At 65.1% G+C, this 17279-nt stretch carries 17 protein-coding genes; 12 read left to right on the forward strand and 5 right to left on the reverse strand.

What is annotated here, in order from left to right:
• The first annotated feature begins 1 nt into the window (after position 1).
• The 3 genes from ACO05N_RS12895 to ACO05N_RS12905 all read left to right on the forward strand — a co-directional run bounded on the left by ACO05N_RS12895 (position 2) and on the right by ACO05N_RS12905 (position 3099).
• Positions 2-781: a polyphosphate kinase 2 family protein gene (locus ACO05N_RS12895; RefSeq protein ID WP_422057486.1), complete on the forward strand. Its 780-nt coding sequence runs from the start codon at positions 2-4 to the stop codon at positions 779-781.
• A gap of 66 nt (positions 782-847) precedes the next feature.
• Complete coding sequence (locus ACO05N_RS12900) at positions 848-2239, forward strand: L-serine ammonia-lyase (RefSeq protein WP_422057487.1); 1392 nt, start codon at positions 848-850, stop codon at positions 2237-2239.
• Positions 2240-2319: 80 nt separating this feature from the next.
• Entirely contained in the window at positions 2320-3099 is a 780-nt protein-coding gene (locus ACO05N_RS12905; protein ID WP_422057488.1) for a DUF1206 domain-containing protein, read from the forward strand.
• On the opposite strand, the gene greB is transcribed toward ACO05N_RS12905, so the two are convergent.
• The 3 genes from greB to ACO05N_RS12920 are packed head-to-tail and all read right to left on the reverse strand — an operon-like array spanning position 3096 to position 6006.
• The gene (gene greB, locus ACO05N_RS12910; RefSeq protein WP_422057489.1) at positions 3096-3584 is read right to left on the reverse strand and encodes a transcription elongation factor GreB; all 489 of its coding nucleotides are present in this window, start codon (positions 3582-3584) and stop codon (positions 3096-3098) included. The genes ACO05N_RS12905 and greB overlap by 4 nt on opposite strands.
• Entirely contained in the window at positions 3581-3994 is a 414-nt protein-coding gene (locus tag ACO05N_RS12915; RefSeq protein WP_422057490.1) for a GNAT family acetyltransferase, read from the reverse strand. Before ACO05N_RS12915 ends, greB begins: the two co-directional genes overlap by 4 nt.
• The gene (locus ACO05N_RS12920) at positions 3991-6006 is read right to left on the reverse strand and encodes a lytic transglycosylase domain-containing protein (RefSeq protein WP_422057491.1); all 2016 of its coding nucleotides are present in this window, start codon (positions 6004-6006) and stop codon (positions 3991-3993) included. Before ACO05N_RS12920 ends, ACO05N_RS12915 begins: the two co-directional genes overlap by 4 nt.
• Before the next feature lie 71 nt (positions 6007-6077).
• On the opposite strand from ACO05N_RS12920, the gene dapA reads away from it, so the two are divergent.
• The 7 genes from dapA (at position 6078) to ACO05N_RS12955 (ending at position 13525) form a co-directional block, all read left to right on the forward strand.
• A complete protein-coding gene (gene dapA / locus ACO05N_RS12925) occupies positions 6078-6959 on the forward strand; it encodes a 4-hydroxy-tetrahydrodipicolinate synthase (protein ID WP_422057492.1) in 882 nt (293 codons plus the stop codon).
• A gap of 7 nt (positions 6960-6966) precedes the next feature.
• Positions 6967-7482: a hypothetical protein gene (locus ACO05N_RS12930; RefSeq protein ID WP_422058751.1), complete on the forward strand. Its 516-nt coding sequence runs from the start codon at positions 6967-6969 to the stop codon at positions 7480-7482.
• A gap of 63 nt (positions 7483-7545) precedes the next feature.
• Positions 7546-8028: an SsrA-binding protein SmpB gene (gene smpB / locus ACO05N_RS12935; protein WP_422057493.1), complete on the forward strand. Its 483-nt coding sequence runs from the start codon at positions 7546-7548 to the stop codon at positions 8026-8028.
• Between the two features lies 1 nt (position 8029).
• Entirely contained in the window at positions 8030-8602 is a 573-nt protein-coding gene (locus ACO05N_RS12940) for a DUF2062 domain-containing protein (RefSeq protein WP_422057494.1), read from the forward strand.
• A 57-nt stretch (positions 8603-8659) separates the two neighbouring features.
• Positions 8660-10708 carry a M13 family metallopeptidase gene (locus tag ACO05N_RS12945; protein ID WP_422057495.1) on the forward strand — a complete coding sequence of 683 codons (2049 nt, stop codon included), beginning with the start codon at positions 8660-8662 and terminating at the stop codon, positions 10706-10708.
• A gap of 38 nt (positions 10709-10746) precedes the next feature.
• Positions 10747-13134 (forward strand): response regulator, encoded by a 2388-nt coding sequence (locus tag ACO05N_RS12950; RefSeq protein WP_422057496.1) that lies wholly within the window; start codon positions 10747-10749, stop codon positions 13132-13134.
• A 40-nt stretch (positions 13135-13174) separates the two neighbouring features.
• On the forward strand, positions 13175-13525 hold the full coding sequence (locus ACO05N_RS12955) for a response regulator (RefSeq protein WP_422057497.1): 351 nt from the start codon (positions 13175-13177) through the stop codon (positions 13523-13525).
• Positions 13526-13561: 36 nt separating this feature from the next.
• Here ACO05N_RS12955 and ACO05N_RS12960 read toward each other — a convergent pair whose 3' ends face one another.
• Positions 13562-14080, reverse strand: coding sequence for a phosphoribosyltransferase (locus ACO05N_RS12960; RefSeq protein WP_422058752.1), 519 nt, complete (start codon positions 14078-14080; stop codon positions 13562-13564).
• Positions 14080-15093 carry an adenosine deaminase gene (locus ACO05N_RS12965; RefSeq protein WP_422057498.1) on the reverse strand — a complete coding sequence of 338 codons (1014 nt, stop codon included), beginning with the start codon at positions 15091-15093 and terminating at the stop codon, positions 14080-14082. Before ACO05N_RS12965 ends, ACO05N_RS12960 begins: the two co-directional genes overlap by 1 nt.
• Positions 15094-15264: 171 nt before the next feature.
• Here ACO05N_RS12965 and recA point away from each other — a divergent pair, with 171 nt between their 5' ends.
• Both recA and ACO05N_RS12975 read left to right on the forward strand, forming a co-directional pair.
• Positions 15265-16335 carry a recombinase RecA gene (gene recA, locus ACO05N_RS12970; protein ID WP_422057499.1) on the forward strand — a complete coding sequence of 357 codons (1071 nt, stop codon included), beginning with the start codon at positions 15265-15267 and terminating at the stop codon, positions 16333-16335.
• A 293-nt stretch (positions 16336-16628) separates the two neighbouring features.
• Positions 16629-17270, forward strand: a complete 642-nt coding sequence (locus ACO05N_RS12975; protein WP_422057500.1) for a glutathione S-transferase family protein — start codon at positions 16629-16631, stop codon at positions 17268-17270.
• The last annotated feature ends 9 nt before the right edge of the window (positions 17271-17279 follow it).

Below are 17279 nucleotides of genomic sequence, written 5' to 3' on the forward strand. Positions count from 1 at the left end.
CATGAGCAAGTCGATCGACCTTTCCGACTATGAAGAGGGCGGAAAGGTCGACGACTATGCCGACCGCCTTACCGCGCTGCAGGAGCGGCTGGGGCACATCCAGACCGCCCACATCATCCACAAGCGCCGGGCGATCATCGTGTTCGAAGGTTGGGACGCGGCTGGGAAGGGCGGGATCATCAAGCGGCTGACCGCCGAATGGGACCCGCGCTATTTCGAGGTGTGGCCGATTGCCGCACCGACGCCGGAGGAGCTGTCGCACCATTTCCTGTGGCGCTTCTGGCGGCGGCTGCCGGCACAGCACAATATCGCGGTGTTCGACCGCAGCTGGTATGGCCGCGTGCTGGTCGAGCGCGTCGAGGGCTTTGCGAGCGGGGCCGAGTGGCGGCGCGGCTATGCCGAAATCAATGACTTCGAGGCGCAGCAGGCCGAGACCGGCGCGACGTTGATCAAGATCTTTGTCCATGTGACGCAGGAAACGCAGGACAAGCGTCTGCGCGAGCGGATCGAAAGCCCGTGGAAGCGGTGGAAGACCGGCCTCGACGATTATCGCAATCGCGCGCGGCGGGCCGAATATCTCGACGCGATGCACGACATGTTCGAGCGGACCAGCACCGAGCGCGCGCCGTGGGTCGTCATCGATGGCAACGACAAGAAGGCCGCACGCATCGCGGCACTGACCGCGATTGCCGATGCGCTGGAGGCGCGGGTACCCATGGACCCGCCCGCGCTTGATCCCGCAGTGGAAAAGGCGGCCCGCAAGGCCGGGGTGATCGATTGATCATGGACCGCAACGCCCAGCACGCCTAAGTTGGTTACAAGAGATACTATACCGATTGGGAGAGCGATGCTTAAGTCTCCAGCCGCGTCCGCACGCGACCGCGCTCAGGCAACGATCGGCCTAGCCGACCTGTTCACCATCGGCGTCGGGCCGTCGAGTTCGCATACCGTGGGTCCGATGCGAGCGGGATTTGCCTTTGCGGAGGCGGCGTTGGATCGTGGGGCGCCGGTTTCGGTGTCGTGCGAGCTGTTCGGGTCGCTGGCGTTGACCGGAAAGGGGCATGCGACCGATATCGCCGTGATGCTGGGGCTGGCGGGGCATCAGCCGGAGCGCGTCGACCCGGATGCGGTGCCGACCATCATCGACACGATCCGCGCCGAAGCTCAGCTCAAGCTTGGCGGGCATGTGCCGGTACCGTTCGTGGAGGGAACGCACCTCGTCTTTCGTGGGGACAGGTTCCTGCCCGCGCACCCGAACGGGATGCGCTTCGTCGCGCATTATGCCGACGGGGAGCCCTATGAGACCTTCTGGTATTCGATCGGTGGCGGCGCGGTGGTCGAGGGCGGGTGCGAGCTGCCGCAGACCAATGTGAAGCTGCCCTTTGCGTTCTCCTCGGGCGCTGAATTGCTCGCAGTAGGCGAAGCAGAGGGCAAGACCATTGCCGAGATCGTTCGAGCGAACGAAGCCGCGTGGCGCGACGACGCGGAAACCGATGCGTTTCTCGACAGCCTGCGCGGCGCGATGTCGGCTTGCATCGAACGCGGCATGCGGGGAGAGGGCGAGCTGCCCGGTGGGTTGAAGGTAAAGCGCCGCGCGCGCGACCTTCACGCCCGGCTGGTCGCGCGCGGCCCGCGTTCGGATCCGTCTTTAGTGTTCGACTGGGTCAGCCTGTGGGCGCTGGCGGTAAATGAGGAGAATGCCGCCGGGGGCCGCGTCGTCACCGCGCCGACCAATGGCGCGGCCGGAGTGATCCCGGCGGTGCTGCGCTATTACGAAACCTTCTGCGCCAGCCCGACCCCGGCGGGCTCGCGAACCTTCCTGCTGACCGCCGCTGCAATCGGGTTTCTCTACAAGAAACGCGCATCGATCAGCGCGGCGGAAATGGGATGCCAGGGGGAGGTCGGGGTCGCCTGTTCGATGGCGGCGGCGGGGCTGGCGGCGGCGCTGGGCGCGACCAATGCCCAGATCGAGAATGCCGCCGAGATCGGGATGGAGCATAATCTGGGACTGACCTGCGACCCGATCGGCGGGCTGGTGCAGATCCCGTGCATCGAACGCAACACGATGGGCGCGATCAAGGCGATCAACGCCGCCTATCTGGCGATGCACGGCGATGGCAGCCACATTGTCAGCCTCGACGCGGTGATCGAAACGATGCGCCAGACCGGCGAGGACATGCGGTCGAAATACAAGGAAACAGCGCAGGGTGGTCTGGCGGTGAACGTCGTGGCGTGCTGAGCGCCGACGCCTGACCCATCCAGGTCGTAAAGAGGAACGTCCGCGCACCCGGTCCGTATGCACGCGATCGGGAGAGGTTCATGACTGCCAGCACGCGCCTGACGACACTGACACGGATCGGATTTGCGACGCGTGGCGTGCTGTACGCTGTCATCGCCTATCTGATCATCCGCACCGGACGCTCCGAAGATACGGGTGGGGCGCTGGCGTATCTGAGCGGGGGCTCGGGGAAGTTCCTGCTCGGTGTCATGGCCGCAGGGCTGCTGGCCTACGGAATCTGGAGATTGGCGGATGCGGCGCTCAACATCGAGGGTCACGATACGGACAAAAAGGGCGTAATCGAGCGGGTGGGAGCCGGGCTCAGCGGGCTCGCCCATCTGCTCCTGACCTGGCAGGCGATCCAGCTGATCCAGGGCGTCTCGTCCAACGGTAATGGCGTGCAGGACGGCGCGCGCACTGCATTGACCTTTCCGGGCGGCGGCATCGCGATCCTGCTTGCAGGGGCGGTCGTGCTGCTCGTCGGTATCGTTCAGCTGGTCAGGGCCGCCAAGGCGTCGTTCTTGCGCCACCTTGAGCCCGAGATGGCGAAGCGGACATGGGTAGAGTGGAGCGGGCGCGCAGGTTATGCGGCGCGCGGCGTGGTGTTTCTGATTGTCGGCTATTTTCTTGTCGCGGCGGGTCTTGATGCGACGGCCAGCGGGGTCGGCGGCATGGACGCAGCGCTCACTTGGCTCGAAAGCCCGTTAGATGTGATCGTCGCGCTCGGCCTTCTTGGGTTCGGCATCTTCAGCCTGGTCGAGGCGCGGTGGCGGATCATCCAATCGGTGCCGGTCGACCGGCTGGCCAAGGGCAGACCTTAGGCCGGGGTCGGATAACTGATTTCCATCACCTCATATTCCTTCTCCCCCGCCGGGAGCATCACGCGGCGCAGGTCGCCGACGGCGGCACCGCGTAGCGCGCGGGCGAGGGGGGAGTTCCAGCCGATCCGGCCCGCGCCGGCATCCGCCTCGTCATCGCCCGTCAGGGTCAGGGTGCGGTGGTTGTCGTCTTCGTCGGCGATGGTAACGGTGGCGCCGAACCAGATTTTCGAGCGGTCTTCCTGCTTGGCCGGATCAACGACCTTGGCCGCCTTCATCCGCTTCGCCAGCCAGCCGAGCCGTCGGTCGATCTCACGCAATCGCTTGCGGCCGTAGATGTAATCGCCGTTTTCCGACCGGTCGCCATTGCCCGCCGCCCAGGCGATGGTTTCGACCAGCGCAGGGCGCTCAGTACCGAACAGCTGGTCATATTCGGCCTTCAGCGCCGAATAGCCGGTAGGCGTGATATAGTTCGGACGATCGGTCAAAGCGTGCGGCCCATGCTGATTCGCGGCTCGACCGCATAGCCCATATGCGCCCAGAAGGCGGCGGCATCGTGGTTGGTGTCGCGCACCTGCAGATTGACCTTGGTGCAGCCGAGGTCTGCCAGCGCCCGCTCGGCGGCGCGGATCAGCGCGCGGGCGATGCCGCAGCCGCGCGCCCGGGGATGCACCGCGAGCTTGTAGAGCCAGCCGCGATGCCCGTCATACCCTGCCATGATCGTCCCGAGCACATGCCCGTCTTCCTGCGCGACAAGCAGTAGGTCGCGCTGCACCGCCAGTTTCTGCGGGATCGCGACGGCGGCGTGGTTGTGCGGCGGATCGTCGGGAAAGACGCTACGCCACAACGCGTCCACATCCGCAAACTGCGCCTGTTCATAAGGCTGGATCGCGATCACCCCGGGCGGTTCTTGCCCAGATACCAGCTGATCCGATGCGGCCCGCGCGAACGCGAGCGCTGCGGGTGGAGCATGTCGTAGACGACCGCGTTTTCCAGCACGCGGTGGACGTAATTCTTCGTCTCGAAAATCGGGATGTTCTCGATCCATTCGAGCATGTCGACGCCGGGCGTGCGCGGATCGCCATTGGCGCGGATCCACTTGTTCACATTGCCCGGCCCAGCATTATACGCAGCAACCGCGAGTGGATAGCTGCCACCGTAATAATCGAGCATCCGCTGGATGTAGCTCGACCCGAGCCGGATATTGTAATCGGTGTCCACCGTCAGCGCGGCGCGGTCGTAACTCATGCCGAGCTTCCCCGCGACCTCGCGCGCGGTGCCGGGCATCAGCTGCATCAGGCCGCGCGCACCGGCATGGCTCACCGCCGCCTTGTCGAACTGGCTCTCCTGGCGGGCGATGGCGTGGATGATGGTGAAATTGCTGTCCTGTCCCGGCGGAACGGGGACCGAGGGGTAGCCCGCGACGGTATAGTCGGTCAGGCCGTTGAGCAGCGCGCTGCGCCCGACCATCACGCCGAGGTCGGGGCGGTTGAGCGTGCGCGACAGCTCGGTCGCGAGAACATGATCCTCGGCGCTGGTTGCATCGGCCGCGATCTGGCGCAGGAACAGGCCCTGATCATCGGCGCGGCCGAGCGTGCCGAGCATCTGCGCGGCACGGACCACCTCGCGGTTGTAAAAGGCGGTGCGTGCAGCCGGGCTCACGCTGCGGAAATCGACCGGCGGCGGCGCCTTGAGCTCGCGGCTAAGGCGTTCGGCGGCAAGCTGGCCGTAGAACAGGTCGGAATAGGCGGCGGCACGCTCATAATAGGCGCGGGCGGCGGCGGCTTGCCCCGCGGCCTCGGCGGCGCGGCCCGCCCAGTAGATGCCCTTCGACTGGGTGGTCGGGGTGCGCGATCCGCGCGAATAACGATCGAACATGCCGATCGCATCGGCTGGTCGGCCGAGCTTCTGCATCGCGACCGTTCCCGCGAGCCAGACCAGGCTGGTATAATCGTCGCGGATGCCGAGGCCGAGGTCGGAAATATCGGTGCCCGGCGCGACCGCGTCATCGACCTGCGAGGCAATGGCATAGGCGAGCGCATATTGCCGGTCGGATTCGGCGGCGCGCGCGTTGGTCAGCAACACCTCGTACCATTCCTCGACATTGCCGGGGCGACTGTCGAGCACGCGGGGGCGGGCGAGCAGCGAGCGCGCCGATCCGCTGGCGCCGTTGTTGCGATACCAGCTGGCGCGATCGGCGATGAAGCCGGGATCGCGCGCGCCCAGCGCCTCGACCGCGGCTGCCCGGTCCTGCGCGTCGGGCGCGTCGGAATGCAGCGCAAGTCGTGCCTCGAACAAGGCGCGCTTCTGCGGCGAGGTATAGCCGATCTGGCGGGCGGCGACGGTCCGAGCGTCCTGCCACAACAGCGCGTCCATCCGCGCGTCATGGTCGGCGGGAGACAAGGCCGCGGAAAAGCCGCCCAGCACCGCGGTTTCATCGTTCGGACGGAGGATGCCACTGCGCCAGGCGCGGCGCGCCTGCTCATCCGCTTCGGCCCGGCGGCCGGTGATCGCCAGGGCTTCGGCAAAGCGGATGCGCCCTGCGGCGGTCAGCGGCGGAAACCGCTCGAAAAAGCGGATGACCAGCGAGGGCGCGTCGGTTCCAGCGCCCAGCGAAGCCTCGGCAGCGGCGCGGCGGCTGGTTTCGCCCGGCCACCCGGGATGCGCGAGCATGAAGTTGGCGTAATCGCTGAACGGCCAGCGATCGGATTGCTGCAGCCGCTTCCACTGGTCGATCGTGTACTGGATGCTAGATGCCGACGGCGGAGGGGCCGGGGGCAGCACCTGCGCCGCGATCGCAGCGAACTGCGCGCGATACCATTGGGCCCCATCCTGCACGACCTGCGAAGAGACCGCGACACCCGATACGCCGGCGAGCAAAAGCCCGCTCTTGAACACAGAAGCAAGCATGCTGGACATGATACGTCATCGCCCCCTATTGGCCACCCCAAATTTCCGACGATTGGGGCATTTTGACGCATATGTTCGCTGGTTCCATCCCCGCCCTGATCACGCCGTTCCGTAACGGCAGCTTCGACGAGGTCGCGTTCCGCGAGTTCGTCGAGTGGCAGGTCGCGGAAGGATCGTCGGCTCTGGTCCCTGTCGGAACGACCGGCGAGGCAGCGACGCTGTCCAAGGACGAGCATTTCGAGGTGGTGCGCGTGTGCGCCGATCAGGTGCGCGGGCGCGTGCCGGTGATCGCGGGTGCCGGGTCGAACGATACCCGTGTCGCGATCGGCAACGTTCAGGCGGCGAAGGAAGCCGGCGCCGATGCGGTGCTGATGGTTCCGCCCTATTACAACCGCCCGAGCCAGGAAGGAATTTTCCAGCATTTCGCGGCGGTCGCGGCCGAGTGCGAGCTGCCGATCATTCTCTACAACGTCCCCGGCCGCACCGTGACCGATATCCAGCCCGAGACGGTGATCCGCATCGTTGAGGCATTTCCCGACAAGTTCGTCGCGATCAAGGACGCGACCGGCGACCTCGCCCGCGTGTCGAAGCACCGTGCCGCGCTGCGCGCCGGCTTCGCGCAGCTTTCGGGCAATGACGAGACCGCGCTTGCGTTCAACGCGATGGGCGGGGTGGGGTGCATCTCTGTCGCCGCCAATGTCGCGCCCAAGCTGTGCGCGCAGTTCCAGGCGGCGTGGGCCGAAGGGAATACGGCGATCGCGCTGGCGCTGCACGACCGGCTGTTCGCGCTGCATCTCGCGCTGTTCACCGATGCCTCGCCGGGGCCGGTGAAATATGCGGTCAACAAGCTGCGGCCCGAGATTTCCGCCGAACTGCGCCTGCCTATGGTGCAGCCGAGTGACGCCAGCAAGGCAGCGGTCGATGCGGCGATGGCGGCGGCGGGGTTGATCTGAGGTGACCATGCTTGGCCTTGACGATCCGTTATGGGCCGAACTTACGCATGCTTATGGCGGTGCCTCCGATATTCCGGAGTTGCTGCGTGCGCTGGCCGCCAGAACCGTCCCGACCAAAAGCGTAACCGAGGAACCCTGGTTCACCTTGTGGTCCAGCCTTTGCCATCAGGGTGACGTCTACACTGCCTCTTATGCGGCGATTCCGCACATCGTGGAAATCGCCAGCACGGCGATGTGGCCGATCGATTTCTCATTCCTGGAGTTACCCGCAGCCGTTGAGGTGGCGCGTCGCACCGGGCGGGGGCCTGAGATTCCCGCGGTGCTGACCGTGGCCTATCATCATGCTCTCGAACGGCTGATCGATGTGATCGGCATCCATTTGAAGGAGGTTTGGGACGCGCCCATGCTTCACTCGGTGTTCGCGGCACTGGCGGTGAGCAAGGACGACATCGCGACGGCAGAAGCGATGATCAACCTCGATTCCGACTGGATCGAGCGGATCCGAAATTGCGACTTTGACTGAATTGTGCGCGGGCTGAGGCTATCGCTTCCCTTTCGTCCTCCGCACCCCTACATCGCGCGTCCCATGGCACGCCCTCGTCCCCTCGAATTCGACAAGAAGAAGATCGTCGCGGAGAACCGCAAGGCGCGCTTCGAGTATTTCCTAGAGGAGTTTTTCGAGGCGGGGATTGCCCTGCAGGGGACCGAGGTGAAGTCGCTGCGATTCGGCGAGGGGTCGATCGCGGAGAGCTATGCCGAGGTGCGCGACGGGCAGGCGTGGCTGGTCAATGCCAACATTCCCGAATTTTCGCACGGAAACCGCTTCAATCACGAACCGAAGCGTCCCCGTAAATTGCTCCTTCACGAACGCCAGGTACAGAAGCTGCATGGCGCGGTCGCGCGGGAGGGCATGACGCTGATCCCGATGTCGATCTACTTCAACGGTCGCGGCCGGGCGAAGGTCGAGCTGGCGCTGGCGAAGGGCAAGAAGACTCACGACAAGCGCGAGTCGATCAAGGAACGGGACTGGAAGCGTGAACAGGGGCGGCTCCTCCGCGATCGCGGGTGACATGAAGCAGAGTCGTCTCAGTGCCTGGTGGCAGCGCAACATGCCCACCCGCGAGTCGATCGAGGAAATCCGCTGGCTGCGTCCGGTGGCGCATCGCGTGCTCGCCCCCGAATTGTGGCGCTTTACCCGCCGGTCGGTGCCGCGCGGGGTCGCGCTGGGATTGCTGGTGGGCATCTTCCTGCTGATCCCGGGCCTGCAGATCGCAGGGGCCGCGATGCTGGCGCTGCCGTTCCGCGCCAATGTGCCGATCGCGGCGGCGATGACCTTCCTGAGCAATCCCGCAACGACGCCGTTTATCCTCTATGGCTCGGTGTATCTCGGCAATCTGATGCTGGGGCGCAACGCCGACCTTTCGGGCTTCATGGCGCTGGTCGAGCATCATGCCGGGGTCGGCGAGTGGATGAGCTGGCTGTTTTCGCAGGCCGCGCCCGCGCTGCTCATCGGGCTGTTCGTCATCTCGGTCATCTGCGCCGCCGCGGGCTATGGTCTTTCCATTCTGATCTGGCGCGGCTGGGTCGCGCGCAAATGGCGCAGGCGCGTCCTGCTTCGCAATAAAGTTTCTCCGGAGACTTGATCGGGCGTATCATCGGCGTAAGACACGGGCGTTTTCAAATGTCCCGAAGGGTGCCCGATGCGTCTTCTACTGATCCCCGTCCTCCTCGCCGGAACCGCGCTGGCAAGCGGGTGCTCGCCATCGACCAGCAGCGAGGCGCCGTCGGCTGCGCCCGCGCCGGCCGCCAAGCCGCAGCTCGGCAGCTTTGGATTCGATGTTGGGGGAATGGATCGCTCCACCGCACCGGGGGAAGATTTCTACGCCTTTGCAAATGGCACCTGGGCAAAGAACACGCCGATCCCGGCCGACAAGTCCAACTATGGCATGTTCACCGCGCTCGACGATCTGTCCAAGGAGCGGGTGCGCGGCATTCTGGATGAAGTGAAGGACGACCCCGCCAGCATGGTCGGGCGCGCCTATTCGAGCTATCTCGACACTGCCACGGTCGAGGCGCGCGGGCTGGCGCCGATCCAGCCCTGGCTGGGCAAGATCAGGGCGATCGACAGCAAAGCGGGCTATGCCGCGCTGGTGGTCGAAGGGACCAAGATGGGCGTGCCGGGACCGTTCGGCGGCTATGTCGGTCAGGACGACAAGATCCCCACCCAGTATATCTTCACCCTCTATCAGGGCGGCACCGGGCTGCCCGACCGCGACATGTATCTGCTCGACAATCCGAAAATGGCGGCGATCCGTACCGCCTATGTCGGTTATCTGGCGAAGATGCTGACGCTGGCAGGTGAGGCGAATGCCGAGGCACGGGCCAAGGCGATCCTCGATCTCGAGACCAGCATCGCCAAGGTGCAGTGGACGCGCGAGGATTCGGGCGACGCGGCGAAGACGTACAACAAGTTCGCACTGGCTGAGACCGCGAAGCTGTCGTCCAAAACGCTGGACATGCCGGCGATGCTGAAGGCGCTGAGCCCGAAGATCACCGAGGTGCTGGTCAATCAGCCGAGCGCCGTTTCAGGCATCGCCAAGATCCTGGATGACGCGCCGCTGGCGGTGGTGAAGGACCAGATGCTGGTGCGCAGCCTGGGCGCGATGGCCGACTATCTTCCCGATGCGGTCGCCGACGCGAACTTCGCATTCTACGGCACCACGCTGCAGGGTACGCCGCAGCGCGAGGAGCGCTGGAAGCGCGGCGTGAGCTTTGCCGAAGGGTCGCTGGGCGAAGAGCTCGGCAAGGAATATGCCGCGCGCTATTTCCCGGCCGAGTACAAGGCGGAGATGAACAAGCTCGTCGCCAATGTCCTCGATGCGATGGGCCGGCGGATCGACTCGCTCGACTGGATGCAGCCGCAGACCAAGGCGCGCGCGAAGGCGAAGCTCAAGAACTTCACCGTCAAGGTCGGCTACCCCGACCAGTGGCGCAGCTATGCGGGGCTTGAGGTCAAGGCCGACGACCTGTTCGGCAACGCCGTCCGCTCCAACCGGTTCGACTACGCCTATATGCTCGACAAGCTGGGTGGGCCGGTGCGCAAGTGGGAGTGGGGCATGCTGCCCCAGACGGTGAATGCCTATGCCAATTTCGGCATGATGGAAGTGGTGTTCCCGGCTGCAATCCTGCAGCCGCCCTTCTTCGATCCCAAGGCCGATCCGGCTATCAACTATGGCGGCATCGGCGCGGTGATCGGGCATGAGATCAGCCACCATTTCGACGATCAGGGCGCGAAATATAACGAAAAGGGCGAGCTGGCGGACTGGTGGACACCGGAAGACGTCAAGGCGTTCGAGGCGGCGGGCAAGGCGCTGATCGCGCAGTATGACGCCTATGAGCCGCTGCCGGGCGAGCATGTGAAGGGCGAGTTCACGCTTGGCGAGAATATCGGCGATCTGGCCGGCCTCACCATCGCATACGACGCATACAAGCATGCGCTGGGCGGCAAGGATGCGCCGGTGATCGACGGCTTTACTGGCGACCAGCGCTTCTACCTCGGCTGGGCGCAGGTGTGGCGGCGCAATTATCGCGAGGCGAACCTGCGCGCGCGGCTGCTGACCGATCCGCATAGCCCGTCGATCCAGCGCGCCTGGGTCGTGCGCAACCTCGACCCTTGGTACGGCGCATTCGGTGCAAAGCCGGGCGAGAAGCTGTATCTGGACCCGGCAAAGCGCGTTCGCGTCTGGTGAGCGCTTGACGCTTTCGCAGCGGGGCGGGAAAGGGGGCCATGCCCAGCATTTCCGCCCCGACTGACGAGCCTTCCGGGATCACCGGCCCGCTGATCGTCGCCATTGTGGCCGGAACGGTGGCGGGCGCTGCCGTGCTATGGGCAATTGACTCGCTGCCGGTGGCGGCGGGGTTTTTCGCAGCAGCCATACTGATCGCGCTGGCCACGATCCTGCTGCGGCGGCCGGTGCTTACGGCGGAGGCGGAATCGGCACCTGCCGAAATCGACTGGTCGCTGGCCAATACGCTGGCGTCGATGAGCACCGACGCGATCGCGGTGACCGACCGCGCCGGCCGGCTGGTGTGCGCCAATGAGCGGTTCGGCACGCTGTTCCCCGGCTATCCCGCCCCCCCTGCAGTGGTGATCGGCGACTGGGCATCGTCGCAGCTGGGCAGTGCCGGACGGGCAGCATGGCGCGACGGGCAGGCGTCGAGCGGGTCGTTCGACGCCGCCGGCACCAAGCTGACCGCGCATGTCAGCCGCGTCGGCGACTCGCTGCTGGTGTGGCGCTTCGCCGGCGCCGATGCGGTCGACCTGACCAAGCAGGCACAGGCGCTGGTGGCGGGCAAGTCGGGCGACCGGCTGGGACAGGCCGGCATCATGATGGCGCTGATCGGCGCGGACGGCCGCGTTCGCGCCGCCAATCGCGTGCTGCGGCTGCGCGCTGCGGGCGACGAGTTGGCGATGATCGAGGGGCGGGACATCACCCGGTTCCTGATCACCGATAGCCGTGGGACAGTCCGGTTCGAGCGCGAGGGGTTGTCGGGAACGCCGATCCGCGTGCTGGAGATCCCCTTCCTCGACGGCGACGCGACGCCGATGCTGGTCGCGCTGCTCGATGAGGAATATGCGCCGGCGCAGGAGATGGGCGCAGAATCGGCGGCGCATGTCCGGTCGCTGATCGCGCTGCTGCCAGTCGGCATCGCGCTGGTCGGGGCGGATGGCCGCTTCGCCTTCATGAACGATGCGTTCGTGCGCGCCGCGCACGTCAATACCGATGCTCCCCCGCTCTATCCGGGCGACCTGGTGGTGCGGGAGGACAAGAGCACACTGGCCGACGCCGTGCGCCGGTTCGCCGCGGGGGCGGCGCACGCAATGGATCTGACCGTCCGCTTCGCCCAGGCACCGGACGAGGCTGTGGCGATCTCGATCGCCTCCGCGCGCGGGCTGGGCGATGCTGCGGTGCTGCTGAGCCTGCGCGATGCGGGCGAAGAGGGGCAGCTCAAGCGGCAGGTGGCGCAGGCGACCAAGATGCAGGCGGTCGGTCAGCTGGCCGGTGGTGTCGCGCACGACTTCAACAACATCCTGACCGCGATCATCGGCCATTGCGACCTGATGCTGATGCGCCATGCACCGGGCGACAGCGATTATGACGATATTCAGCAGATCCTGCTCAATTCGAACCGCGCCGCCGCACTGACCCGGCAATTGCTCGCCTTTTCGCGCCAGCAGACGCTGCGGCCGCAGCTGTTGCAGCTGCCCGACATCATCTCGGAGGTGTCGAACCTGCTCAAGCGACTGCTGGGCGAGACGGTCGAGCTGGTGGTCAATCATGGCCGTAACCTCGGCCCGGTACGCGCCGATCCGGGGCAGCTGGAGCAGGTCGTCGTCAACCTGGCGGTCAATGCGCGCGATGCGATGCTGGCCAAGAACCCCAATGGCGGCGGCACGCTCACGATCGAAACACTAAACGTCCCGGCGCATGAAGTCCGTGCGATGGACGAGGATGTGCTTCCGGTCGGCGACTATACGGCGTTGCGCGTGTCCGATACCGGATCCGGCATACCGGCGGACGTGCTGGCGCATATCTGGGAGCCGTTCTTCACCACCAAGGAAGTCGGGAAGGGGACCGGCCTGGGCCTGTCGACCGTCTATGGCATCATCAAGCAATCGGGCGGGTTCATCTTTGCCGAGAGCGAGCCGGGCAAGGGGGCGGTCTTCACCATCTACCTGCCGGTCCACAACGCACCGGAGCCGACCGCGCAGCTGCCGACGGCAAAGGCGGTGCAGGGCGACCTGTGGGGCAGCGGCACGATCCTGCTGGTCGAGGACGAGGCGATGGTGCGCGCCGTTGCCGAGCGGGCGCTCGCGCGGCAGGGCTATACGGTGCTGACTGCGGAGAATGGCGAAGCCGCGCTGGAACTGCTGGAAAAGAGCGACAAGCCCGACCTGCTGATCAGTGACGTGGTGATGCCAACGATGGACGGCCCGACCATGGTCCGTCATGCGCGCAAGAAATATCCGGACCTCAAGATCATCTTCATGTCGGGCTATGCCGAGGAACAGCTGCGCAGGTCGATCGACCTCGACAATGTCGCGTTTCTCCCGAAACCCTTTTCAGTCCAACAGCTTGCGGAGCTTGCTCGGTCGGTAATGACCGCAAAATAGCGCTCGACCGCGCAACGATTGTGAGGCACATGCTGACGCGATGAGCGCACCGCAACGCATCCTCGTGGTCGAGGACGAACCCCTGATTGCCATGATGATCGAGGATTTCCTCGATATGCTGGGCAAGGACCATGCCGGCACCGCCGACAGCGTGGCTTCGGCGATGGAGATTGTCGACGCCGGTGGCGTCGATGCGGCGATCCTGGACGTCAACCTGTCCGGCGGCGAGCAAAGCTGGCCGATTGCCGATGCACTGGCGGCACAGGGAGTGCCCTTCGTCCTCGCCACCGGCGGCAGTGGCGACATGGTCGTGGACGCGCATCGCGATCGCCCGGTCCTGGCCAAGCCGTTCACGATGGACGCGGTCGAGCAGGCGCTCGCGGCGCTCTGACCTGGTTTCAGCCTAGCTGAAACGGTGCCGTTAAACCTACGCGATCCGGTCGGGCAGTTCAGCCGCGTCCGCTTCGATTGCGGTATCGGGCGCGACGGCTTCCCATGGGAAGATGAACCAGTCTTTCGTCACGGACCGGTCGATCGTGCGCGCCGCATAATCGATGCGCTGGTTCGACGTCGTATTGTCGAGCAAGGTCGCAAAGCGGATGTTCGCAGCAACCGCGTCGGCATCGCTCAGCCCCGCGCGCAACCGTCCGATCGTCGCTCCGCTGTCGTTGATGTCGTCGATGAACAGAAGACGGGCGCCTTCCCGCGAGCGATCCGCCAGCCGGGCGAGCGCGGGAGCGGCAAGTTCCTCGTTCCGCGCGCTGTAATCCACCGACAGCATCGGCCCGCCGATCGCATGGCTCAGATAGACTGCGGGGATCAGGCCGCCGCGGCCGATGCCGATCAGATAATCGGGGCGCCAGTCGGGATCGGCGCGCAGTGCGTCGGCCAGCGCGAGCACGTCCGCGACAAATTGTTCATGCGAGATCGGCGTGAAGACCGGCATCATTGCGCCTCCACATAGGCATCGAGCCGTGCGAGATGCGCGGCAATGGTCGCATCGTCGAGGAACGAGCCGGTGAAGCTGTTCCGCGCCAGTTGGACAATCTGATCGCGCGACAGCCCGCGCGCGGCGGCGACGGCGCGGTAATTGTCCGCGACATAGCCGCCGAAATAGGCGGGGTCGTCGGAATTGACCGTCGCCCTCAAACCGCTGGCGAGCATGTGGTCGAGCGGATGATCGATCATGTCGCCGACAACGCAAAGCTTGAGATTGGACAGCGGACAGACGGTCAGCGTCATCCCCGATTGGGCCAGGCGCTGTACAAGCGCGGGATCCTCCAAGCTGCGGTTGCCATGGTCGAGCCGGTCGATGTGCAGCAGATCGAGCGCCTGCCACACATAGTCCGGCGGGCCTTCCTCCCCGGCATGGGCGACGCGCTTGAGGCCCAGCGCGCCGGCCGCATCAAACACGCGCGCAAATTTCTCCGGCGGGTGGCCCAACTCCGACGAGTCGAGCCCGACGCCGGTAATCCGGTCCAACCACGGCTCGGCTGCAGTGAGGGTGGCAAGCGCCGCATCCTCGTCCAGATGACGCAGGAAGCACAGGATAAGCTTCGAACTGACGCCGTGCCGTGTCTCCGCATCACGCATTGCTGCCAGTAGCCCGTCGGCAACCACCTGAAACGGGATGCCGCGATCGGTATGCGTCTGCGGATCGAAGAAGATTTCGGAATGCACCACGCCATCCGCAGCCGCCCGCGCGAAATAGGCGTCGGCGAGGTCGTAGAAATCCTGCTCGACCCGAAGCACGTCTGCGCCGGCATAATAGATGTTTAGGAAATCCTGCAGCTTGGAAAAGCTGTACGCCGCCCGAACCGCCTCGACACTGTCGAACGGGATCGCGACGCGATTGCGCCCGGCCAGCGCGAACATCAATTCGGGCTCGAGACTGCCTTCGATGTGCAGGTGCAGTTCGGCCTTGGGCAGGCCGGCGATGAAATCGGTGGCGTTTGTCATTGCGCAAGGATCGCGCGATTGGCCACGCGGGGCAAGGGGACGATCATGCATTGATCGATGAGAACAAAAAAAGACCGTTCCGCACTTGTTCTTCCGGAACAAACATTGTACGACGCCCTTCAGGCAATGGTTGAACGTGGGCCGCAAAGCCTTTAGCGACGGAGACTTCTCATGGCAGCTTCCCTCAAGGTGATCGAAGGTAAGATGGGCATTTCTCCGGACAAGCAGAAGGCGCTCGACGCAGCGCTGGCACAGATCGATCGCGCATTCGGCAAGGGCAGCGCGATGAAGCTCGGCTCGAAGGAGACGATGCAGGTCGAGGCGATCTCGACCGGCTCGCTCGGGCTGGACATTGCGTTGGGCGTCGGCGGTCTGCCGCGCGGTCGCGTGATCGAAGTCTATGGTCCCGAGAGCTCGGGCAAGACGACGCTGGCGCTGCACGTTATCGCCGAGGCGCAGAAGAGCGGCGGGACCGCCGCGTTCGTCGATGCCGAACATGCGCTTGACCCGGTCTATGCCAAGAAACTGGGCGTCAATATCGACGAGCTGATCGTGTCGCAGCCCGATACGGGCGAGCAGGCGCTCGAAATCGTCGATACGCTGGTGCGCTCGAACGCGATCGACGTGCTGGTGGTGGACTCGGTGGCGGCGCTGGTCCCGCGTGCCGAAATCGAAGGCGAAATGGGCGACAGCCATGTCGGCCTGCAGGCGCGCCTGATGTCGCAGTCGCTGCGCAAGCTGACCGGTTCGATCAGCCGCTCGCGCTGCATGGTGATCTTCATCAACCAGCTGCGCATGAAGATCGGCGTGATGTACGGCAATCCGGAAACCACGACCGGCGGCAACGCGCTCAAATTCTATGCCTCGGTCCGGCTCGACATCCGCCGCACCGGCCAGATCAAGGATCGCGACGATATCATCGGCAACACGACCCGGGTGAAGGTGGTGAAGAACAAGGTCGCCCCACCGTTCAAGCAGGTCGAGTTCGACATCATGTACGGTCAGGGCATCTCCAAGATCGGCGAGATCCTCGATATCGGCGTCAAGGCCGGGCTGGTCGAAAAGGCGGGTGCCTGGTTCAGCTATGACAGCATCCGCATCGGCCAGGGGCGTGAGAACGCCAAAACCTTCCTCAAGGAAAACCCCGAAGTCTGTGCGCGGCTGGAAACAGCGATCCGCAGCCGTACGGAAAAGGTTGCCGAGGAAATGATGACCGGACCCGACGCGGAGGACGACCTCTGATTTTACGATAGCGGCGGCAAAGTCGTCGTTAACCAGTTTCGGGCAGCAATGCCTGTTGCGGGCCGTGCCGGATCGACAGGTCGGTGGCGGTCAAGGGACCAGTCTCCCATTGGAAGGCCCGGCGTGGCGTGCGCCGGGCCTTTCCTGTTTCCAGTTTCGCAAAAGGCCGCGAGTCGAATGGCGGTAGGCGGCGGTCGGCGTCGCGGATCCGGTCCGGGCGCCTCTTTCCATTTTCGTTGCATCCGCGCACAACCGGCCAAACCCGCCCGGGTCCGGCAAGGGAGCGCGCAGCGATGATCACCGTTCACCACCTCGAAAATTCGCGCTCTCAGCGCGTGCTCTGGCTCCTCGAAGAGCTCGCGCTCCCCTATGAGATCAAGCGTTACGAGCGGAACCCCAAGACGATGCTCGCCCCGCCGGAACTCCGCGCAGTGCATCCGCTGGGCAAGTCGCCGGTAATCGTCGACACCGATGCCAGCGGCGCCGTGCCGCGCACAATCGCCGAAACCGGCGCGATCATCGAGTATCTGGTCGAAAAGGCCGATGGTAGGCTTGGCGCGCCGGCGCATCGCGACTCGGCACTGCGCTACCGACAGTTCATGCATTATGCCGAGGGCTCCCTGATGCCCCCACTGCTGGTGAAGCTGGTGCTGATGCGGGTACCGATCTTCGGCAAGGCGGCGCAGAAGAAGATCCAGCCGATGATCGATGTGCATCTCGATTTTGTCGAACGCGAACTGGCCAGCCGCCCGTGGTTCGCCGGTGACGCGATGACGGCGGCGGATGTCATGATGAGCTTTCCGCTGGAGGCGGCCCGGTCGCGCGGCGGTCTGGATGCGTCGCGTCCGGCAACGATCGCCTGGCTGGACAAGGTCCACGCCCGGCCGGCCTATCAGACGGCCCTCGCCAAGGGCGGCCCCTATGCCTATGCGTGACGCTTCAAC

Source organism: Sphingomonas sp., from assembly GCF_965227385.1.
In the GTDB taxonomy this organism is placed as follows: Bacteria; Pseudomonadota; Alphaproteobacteria; order Sphingomonadales; family Sphingomonadaceae; genus Sphingomonas.

What these genes read in the sequence shown, in the direction of transcription:
- ACO05N_RS12895 (WP_422057486.1), top strand. Translation starts at nt 2, where the DNA reads ATGAGCAAGTCGATCGACCTTTCCGACTATGAAGAGGGCGGAAAGGTC.
- ACO05N_RS12900 (WP_422057487.1), top strand. Translation starts at nt 848, where the DNA reads ATGCTTAAGTCTCCAGCCGCGTCCGCACGCGACCGCGCTCAGGCAACG.
- ACO05N_RS12905 (WP_422057488.1), top strand. Translation starts at nt 2,320, where the DNA reads ATGACTGCCAGCACGCGCCTGACGACACTGACACGGATCGGATTTGCG.
- ACO05N_RS12920 (WP_422057491.1), bottom strand. Translation starts at nt 6,006, where the DNA reads ATGCTTGCTTCTGTGTTCAAGAGCGGGCTTTTGCTCGCCGGCGTATCG.
- dapA (WP_422057492.1), top strand. Translation starts at nt 6,078, where the DNA reads ATGTTCGCTGGTTCCATCCCCGCCCTGATCACGCCGTTCCGTAACGGC.
- ACO05N_RS12930 (WP_422058751.1), top strand. Translation starts at nt 6,967, where the DNA reads ATGCTTGGCCTTGACGATCCGTTATGGGCCGAACTTACGCATGCTTAT.
- smpB (WP_422057493.1), top strand. Translation starts at nt 7,546, where the DNA reads ATGGCACGCCCTCGTCCCCTCGAATTCGACAAGAAGAAGATCGTCGCG.
- ACO05N_RS12940 (WP_422057494.1), top strand. Translation starts at nt 8,030, where the DNA reads ATGAAGCAGAGTCGTCTCAGTGCCTGGTGGCAGCGCAACATGCCCACC.
- ACO05N_RS12945 (WP_422057495.1), top strand. Translation starts at nt 8,660, where the DNA reads ATGCGTCTTCTACTGATCCCCGTCCTCCTCGCCGGAACCGCGCTGGCA.
- ACO05N_RS12950 (WP_422057496.1), top strand. Translation starts at nt 10,747, where the DNA reads ATGCCCAGCATTTCCGCCCCGACTGACGAGCCTTCCGGGATCACCGGC.
- ACO05N_RS12955 (WP_422057497.1), top strand. Translation starts at nt 13,175, where the DNA reads ATGAGCGCACCGCAACGCATCCTCGTGGTCGAGGACGAACCCCTGATT.
- ACO05N_RS12960 (WP_422058752.1), bottom strand. Translation starts at nt 14,080, where the DNA reads ATGCCGGTCTTCACGCCGATCTCGCATGAACAATTTGTCGCGGACGTG.
- ACO05N_RS12965 (WP_422057498.1), bottom strand. Translation starts at nt 15,093, where the DNA reads ATGACAAACGCCACCGATTTCATCGCCGGCCTGCCCAAGGCCGAACTG.
- recA (WP_422057499.1), top strand. Translation starts at nt 15,265, where the DNA reads ATGGCAGCTTCCCTCAAGGTGATCGAAGGTAAGATGGGCATTTCTCCG.
- ACO05N_RS12975 (WP_422057500.1), top strand. Translation starts at nt 16,629, where the DNA reads ATGATCACCGTTCACCACCTCGAAAATTCGCGCTCTCAGCGCGTGCTC.